Annotated in this window: 1 protein-coding gene; it reads left to right on the top strand. The window is 39.2% G+C overall.

The window, feature by feature from the left end; genetic code table 11:
- Positions 1–769: 769 nt before the first annotated feature.
- A partial coding sequence (locus QM917_RS10435) for a mucin-binding protein (RefSeq protein ID WP_414285707.1) occupies positions 770–8,053 on the top strand: 7,284 nt, incomplete at its 3' end.

Below are 8,053 nucleotides of genomic sequence, written 5' to 3'. Positions count from 1 at the left end.
GATTTCGGAACTTTGACAACTTTAAGAAACGAATTTTCATCGCTCTGAATATAAAAATGAAGAGGACATCAATTGTCCTCTCCAGATGTTAGTTTTTATTCAACCCACTACAGTTGACAATGAGCCCGGTTTTTTTGATGGGAAATGAGGCTATTTGTCAACTGTAGTGGTTGAAAAAAGCCATAGTAGAATGAATCTAGAACAGGACACTAAGACTGCTAAAAATATTTCTAGAAATTAGTTTGACTTTCCTAATCGATTTGTTCATACCTTATTTCAATTCACTATAACATTTGGAGAGGACAGCCGTTGTTCTCTCCATTTTTATATCCAGAGATAGAAGGATTTGTTGAAAAACTAAAAGATAAAACTATAAATCTCGGCAAAAAATATTTACTAAAATTTTTTAATACTGTTAAATAAGTTGTATGAATATAAAAATGGATAAATCTCTCATAGTAGGGCTGAAATACATCACTAGATGGATGTTTGTTCCTTCAATTCTATTTCTTAAAGAATTACTAAGCTTGCGATAAGAGATGTAAAAAAATATAGTAGATTGAATCTAGAACAGTACACTACAACTGCTAAAAATATTTCTAGAAATTAGTTTGACTTTCCTAATCTCTCTGTTCATATCTTATTTCAATCCACTATAATAAATTTAGTTCGTGTAATACGTTTTTTAGTAAAAAGTAACTGCTAACACTTGATTTTTATAAATATAGTGATATACTAAAGTTTAAGAAAAAGTAAAAAGGAGATTACTATGAAGTTTCATTTTAATGAGCGTCAACGTTTTTCTTTACGTAAGTATAGTTTTGGTTTAGCCTCTGTTCTTTTAGGAACTGCCTTCTTTTTGAGTGGACAAGTTGCTAGTGCTGATGAGGTAAATGTTTCAGAAACATTGCTTACCTCCGTAGTATCTGTTAGTCCAGAAAGTTCAACAAGTACATCGGAATCTTTAGTACCAAGAACTTCTGAATCAAAACCTACAGTAGTAGATAAGTCTGCTCTATCACTAGAAACTGCCGATTCAAAATCAACAGTAGAAGATAAAGCTGTTGTAACACCAGAAACAACTGAAGTTTCTTCAGATTCTGAAAAACCTGTAATCGAGAGTCCAAAATCTGAAAAGTCAGAAGCACCAGCGAAAGAATCGAGTGAAGAAACGGCGAAAGCAACTGAAGTTAAAGCTGAAGTTGCTGAAAAAGACGATAAGTCTACTGACAAAGCTCCAGCTGAAGTTGCTGACAAAGATGATAAGTCTACTGATAAAGCTCCAGCTGAAGCACGCCGTTCAACGCGTACACGTCGAGCTACTTCAGAAGATAAACGAGAAGTATCTAATTGGAGTGAGTTTGTTTCAGCCTTAGAGGATGAAAATGTAAGCGAAATCACTGTTAATGGTGATATCGTAGCTCAAGGTGACAATGGTAACACAGATAGCCGAAATCCTGGTTCTGTAGACCGTAAGACTACCATTAGTGCACAATCTCGTGCAGTTACTATCCAAGGTAAGGACGACAATGCTCGTCTTGAACTCTTGTCACACACTTTGGAGTTGACAGGAGCTAGCTGGGAACTAAACCTCAAAAATCTTAAGATTGCTTCAGCAAACTCTAGAGGTCCAATTGAACTATCAAGAACTAGTGGTTCAAATACAGTTACATTTGAAAATGTGAAAAGTGAGGGTTCATCACTTTATGGTGGTGGTGGTAACACCCATGTTGTTATCAAAGGAACTACAACTTCAACAGTTAGTGACAGTTATCAAGCTGCAAATGGTCAAACTCAACACGTACAACGGAATGTCGGAGCTGCTGGTCACTCAGACCAACGTCGTGAGTCAAATATTCACGATGCTAAATCTGTAACAGTTGCTGAGGGAGCTAGCCTAACGCTTAATCGCTCTTCTCAAGGGGATGCTATTACTCTTGAAAGTGGAGCTAAAGTCAGTGTAAAAGATAAAGCTAGTCTTACTATCAACATGAACACTGGCAACCAAACTGATAGTGCTCGCTACCACAATGCTGGTATTTTTATGGCTGATAGTGGTACCGTAGAAACTGGAAAAGGCTCTAAGTTAGTCTTAAATACTAGTATCGGTCAAGGGATTTCAATTGGTATAAACCGTCCAGGGGATGGAGTTACCGATAAGGATATTTTTGGTGGTTACGGTGCTGGTAACAACGGTCGTAAAAATGGTCCTAGCCGAGTTCTTATTGGCGAAGAAGGAACATTTGAATTTAACGGTCGTGACGGTATTATGATGGGGAATCACTCAGAACTTGTCACAGGTCAAAATTCAAAAGTTCGCTTTGAAAATAAAGGTCGCGGTGTAGCACTTGATTTCGGGAATGATTCAAGAGTAGCCTTCGGTAAATATTCTACAAACACCTTCCATTCTGTAGGAAAAGGGCCTAATAGTGGTGGTGGGCCTTCTGGTAGTTTCGCTGGATATAACTATATTGGTTTAAATGAGAATGGTAAGATTCTTGTCGACGAATTTGCAACTTTCCGTGTGCAAATGGATAATCGTGGCAATAATCTCTATGACGATGTTATTTCCCTTGATTCTCAAAATGGTCGCAAGGGTGAGCCACTTTTCCAAGCTAATAAGGGTTCTATCGTAGATATCCGAGATGATAATACCAACTTCTATGCTGAGTTGATCTCAGTACCATTGGGAGCTAGTACAAACACTTATTTCCAGTTCAACAATCCGCTATATGTTTCCTTTATGAGATACACAAAATCAGATGGTACATCAGCAGGGGAAATTACTGGTAAATTACCACCATCTATTCCTCAAGGGAACAACCCACAGGATATCGGAAAAGGGAACATCCTTTATATCTCAAATAAATCAGAAGCTTCTGGCAATAGAGTAGAATTTAATGGTCCAGCTAGCCAGAACGGTGGCTCTACTGTTGGAACTTATACCGTCTATTCTATGAATAAAGATGGTAAGGATAGCCAAACTAAAAATAAACAAAGTTCTGTTTGGACTAATATCCAGGCTGGCTCCGTATCTATTGCTGGGTTCCAAAGTGGAAGACCAAATATACAACCTGCTAACGCTGCATCTGTTCAAACAGGATCTTCTTCTGGAGGGGTAAGTGCTACAGATAGAATCTATGGTATTGACCCTGTTGGTAATAACCGCCAAAACATTTGGGTTTCAAATGGTTCTAAAATCAACCCGACTGGTGTTCATAAAAATGTCATCAAATATGTTTACGAAGATGGAACTCCAGTTAAAGAAGATGTTATCCAGTCATCAGATTGGAAGCGTACTTTGGATGTCTCTATTGACCAAGAAGGCTTTAAAAAGATTTTAAAAAATTCAAGTGTCAGCAATGGTGATGAGTTCTTAGCCGCCTATAGTAAGGCTAAGTATCACATTTCTGATATCGATGGAGATAACATCGCTGATACAGGTTGGAAAGTTGATGGAACAAATTCAGGTACCTATAATTATGGAACTATTGCTTCACCAAAAGTCGATGGCTATAAAGCAGAAATCAAGTCAACTAATGTTCCAGGATTAGAAGTTGGGGCTCAAGCTGATTCAGTTTCTGTTTCATATGATTCAAGCAATGCAACAGACACACTTATTGAAGCTCAAGCAGGTAAACGCACCGTTTCAGAAACTTATTGGCGCAATATTGTAGCCAAGTCTGATTTGGGTACATACGAAACAGTCGTTGTCTATAAGAAAGTACAACAGAAAGCTATTGTCAAATACATTGATACAAGTGATAATAATAAGGAGTTAGCAAAAGACGAAGTTGAAGGTACAGCTGGTGAAGCTATTAACTACTCAACTGCAGCTAAGATTGCTGATTTTGTTAATAAGGGTTACAAACTTGTAGACGATGGATTCAAAAAGGCCTCTGAAGATCAAAAGAAATTTGATGATGATGAAAACATTGATCAAGAATTCGTAGTTAGACTAGAACACGATGTAACTCCAGTTGGACCAAATAACCCACATAAACCAACAGATCCAATCAATCCAAATGATCCAAAGAGTCCAAAATACCCTGCGACAGATCAATGGAAGAAAGATGTAACGTCAACTGTTCATTATGTGGTATCAGACGGTAATGCAACTGCCCCAGCTGATAAGGTTCAAAATGCACAATGGACACGTACCTTAACACTTGATAAGGTGACAGGTGAAGTTCTCTCATCTACTCCATGGGCATCGAATAAGGCTAACTATGATGCAGTTCCAACACCAGGATTGACAGGTTACTACGCTGATAAAGCAAGTGTTGCTTCTAAGACAGTCACTCAAAAAAATCTTGAAGAAACTGTTACTTACAAGCCACTTGGAAAATTGGTTCCAAAACCAGAGACACCAAAAGATCCAAACTTCCCATCAACACCAGAAGTGAAGTATCCAAATGATCCAAACGATCCAAACGATCCAACAAAACCAGGTAAACCAGTTGTGCCTAATGTACCAGGCTACAAACCATACTTGCCAGATCCAAACTATCCAACGAAACCAGGTGAACCAGGTAGACCAGTAGAACCAGGAAAACCAATCACTCCTGAAAATCCAGGAAAAGATACGCCGATTATCTACCGCAAGGCGGATCAAAAAGCTATTATCAAGTATGTTGATACCAGTGCTAATAATAAGGAATTAGCAAAAGATGAAGTTTCTGGTAAATCGTATGAAGCCATTAACTACTCAACTGCAGACAAGATCAAGAAATACCAAGATCGTGGTTACGTTCTTGTAAGCGATGGATTCCCAGCAGGGGCTACTTATGACAAGGATGAGTCAGTTGATCAAGAATTCGTAGTTACCTTGAAACATGGTGAAACACCAGTTGGACCAAATAACCCACATAAACCAACAGATCCAATCAATCCAAATGATCCAAAGAGTCCAAAATACCCTGCGGAAGATCAATGGAAGAAAGATGTAACATCAACTGTTAAGTATGTGGTATCAGACGGTAAGACAACTGCCCCAGCTGATAATGTTCAAAATGCACAATGGACACGTACCTTAAATCTTGATAAGGTGACAGGTAAAGTTCTTAACCCTGATGCACCATGGACAGCGAATAAGACTAATTATGATGCAGTTCCAACACCAGGATTGACAGGTTACTACGCTGATAAAGGAAGTGTTGCTTCTAAGACAGTCACTCAAGAAAATCTTGAAGAAACTGTTACTTACAAGCCACTTGGAAAATTGGTTCCAAAACCAGAGACACCAAACGATCCAAACTTCCCATCAACACCAGAAGTGAAGTATCCAAATGATCCAAATGATCCAAATGATCCAACCAAACCAGGTAAACCAGTTGTGCCTAATGTACCAGGCTACAAACCATACTTGCCCGATCCAAACTATCCAACGAAACCAGGTGAACCAGGTAGACCAGTAGAACCAGGAAAACCAATCACTCCTGAAAATCCAGGTACTGACACACAAATTATCTATCGTAAGGTAGATCAAAAAGCTATTATCAAGTATGTTGATACCAGTGCTAATAATAAGGAATTAGCAAAAGATGAAGTTTCTGGTAAATCGTATGAAGCCATTAACTACTCAACTGCAGACAAGATCAAGAAATATCAAGATCGTGGTTACGTTCTTGTAAGCGATGGATTCCCAGCAGGGGCTACTTATGACAAGGATGAGTCAGTTGATCAAGAATTCGTAGTTACCTTGAAACATGGTGAAACACCAGTTGGACCAAATAACCCACATAAACCAACAGATCCAATCAATCCAAATGATCCAAAGAGTCCAAAATACCCTGCGGAAGATCAATGGAAGAAAGATGTAACATCAACTGTTAAGTATGTGGTATCAGACGGTAAGACAACTGCCCCAGCTGATAATGTTCAAAATGCACAATGGACACGTACCTTAAATCTTGATAAGGTGACAGGTAAAGTTCTTAACCCTGATGCACCATGGACAGCGAATAAGACTAATTATGATGCAGTTCCAACACCAGGATTGACAGGTTACTACGCTGATAAAGGAAGTGTTGCTTCTAAGACAGTCACTCAAGAAAATCTTGAAGAAACTGTTACTTACAAGCCACTTGGAAAATTGGTTCCAAAACCAGAGACACCAAACGATCCAAACTTCCCATCAACACCAGAAGTGAAGTATCCAAATGATCCAAACGATCCAACCAAACCAGGTCAACCCCTTGTTCCAGATGTACCAGGCTACAAACCATACTTGCCAGATCCAAAAGATCCAAGTAAACCAGGTCAACCAATCCAACCAGGAACACCTGTAACACCTGATAAACCAGGGGAAGATACGCCGATCATCTATGTACCAAAAACTAATGATGTGACGCAACCAACAAAACAAACTGTTAAGTACACAAGTACAGATGGTAAAGCTCAGGTACCTTCAGATAAGATTCAAAATGACTATACTTTCACAGGTAAGAAGAATCAAGCTGATGGTACAACAACATGGACTGAAAACAGTCATACTTACGGTAGGGAAAGTGTTCCAGTAGTTTCTGGTTACTACGCTGACAAGTCTGAAGCAGGTAGTAAAACAGTCACTCCAACCAATCCTAATGCTGAAGATGTTGTAACTTATAAACCACTTGGTAAGATTATTCAAGTAGATGAATCAGGAAATGTTATTCCAGGTTCAGTATCTAAGACTTATGAAAATAACCCATTGAATCCTAAAGAAGCAGCAGAAACTAAAATTCCAGATGCACCAACAGGATATGTGATTAAGGAGGAACAACCACAAGCATGGGGTTACAATATTGTTGATAAAACTATTGAACCAAATGATGAAAGTGATCCAGATCGAATTTCACAAGATACGAAGATTGTTTATGTTAAGGCAGACCAAAAAGCAGTGATCAAGTACGTTGATCAAACAACTGGTCAAACCCTTGCCAATGATCAAGTCGGTGGTAAATCAGGTGAGGCAATCAATTACTCAACTGCGGACAAGATCAAGTATTATGAAGATCGTGGCTATGTTCTTGTAAGCGATGAATTCCCAGCAGGAGCTCACTTCGATACCGATGCATCAGTAGATCAAACCTGGACAGTAACCTTGAAACACGGTGAAACTCCAGTTGGACCAAACGATCCACATAACCCAACAGATCCAATCAATCCAAATGATCCAAACAGTCCTAAATACCCAGCGACAGATCAATGGAAGAAAGATGTCACATCTACTGTTAAGTATGTGGTATCAGATGGTAAGGTAGCAGCCCCAGCAGATCATGTTGAAAACGCGACATGGACACGTACCCTTACCTTGGATAAAGTCACAGGTAAAGAACTTTCAGCGACACCATGGGCATCAGATAAGACAGCCTACGCTGCAGTTCCAACACCAGGTTTGACAGGATACTACGCTGATAAAGCAAGTGTTGCTTCTAAGGCAGTTACTCAAGAAAACCTTGAAGAAACTGTTACTTACAAACCACTTGGAAACTTGGTTCCAAAACCAGAGAAACCAAACGATCCAAACTTCCCATCAACACCAGGTGTTAAATATCCGAACGATCCAACAGATCCAACGAAACCAGGTCAACCAGTCGTTCCTGATGTACCAGGTTATGAACCACACCTTCCAGATCCAAACGATCCAACGAAACCAGGTCAACCAATCCAACCAGGAACACCTGTAACACCTGATAAACCAGGGGAAGATACGCCAATCATCTATGTACCAAAAACAAATGATGTGACGCAACCAACTAAACAAACGGTAACGTTTGAAGGAGCAGGAACAGCTACTCCAGCTGATAAGGTTCAAGATAACTTCACCTTTACTGGTAAACAAAAAAATGGTACGACAACATGGGATCAACCTAATCACACTTATGGTAAAGAAACAGTTCCAGTAGTTAAAGGTTACTACGCTGATAAGAAGGAAGCTGGATCTAAGACAGTTACTCCAGATCAACCAGAAGTTACGGATAAGGTTACTTATAAACCACTTGGTAAGATCATTCCAGTTGATCCAGAAGGAAACCCAATTCCTAAAGCACCAACTCCACAGTACAACAAT

Origin of the sequence: Streptococcus infantis, from assembly GCF_047460685.1 — a bacterium.
Classification (GTDB): domain Bacteria; phylum Bacillota; class Bacilli; order Lactobacillales; family Streptococcaceae; genus Streptococcus; species Streptococcus infantis_AD.
Note: the sequence above shows the minus strand (reverse complement) of the source record. Positions and strands in the feature narration are given on the sequence as shown.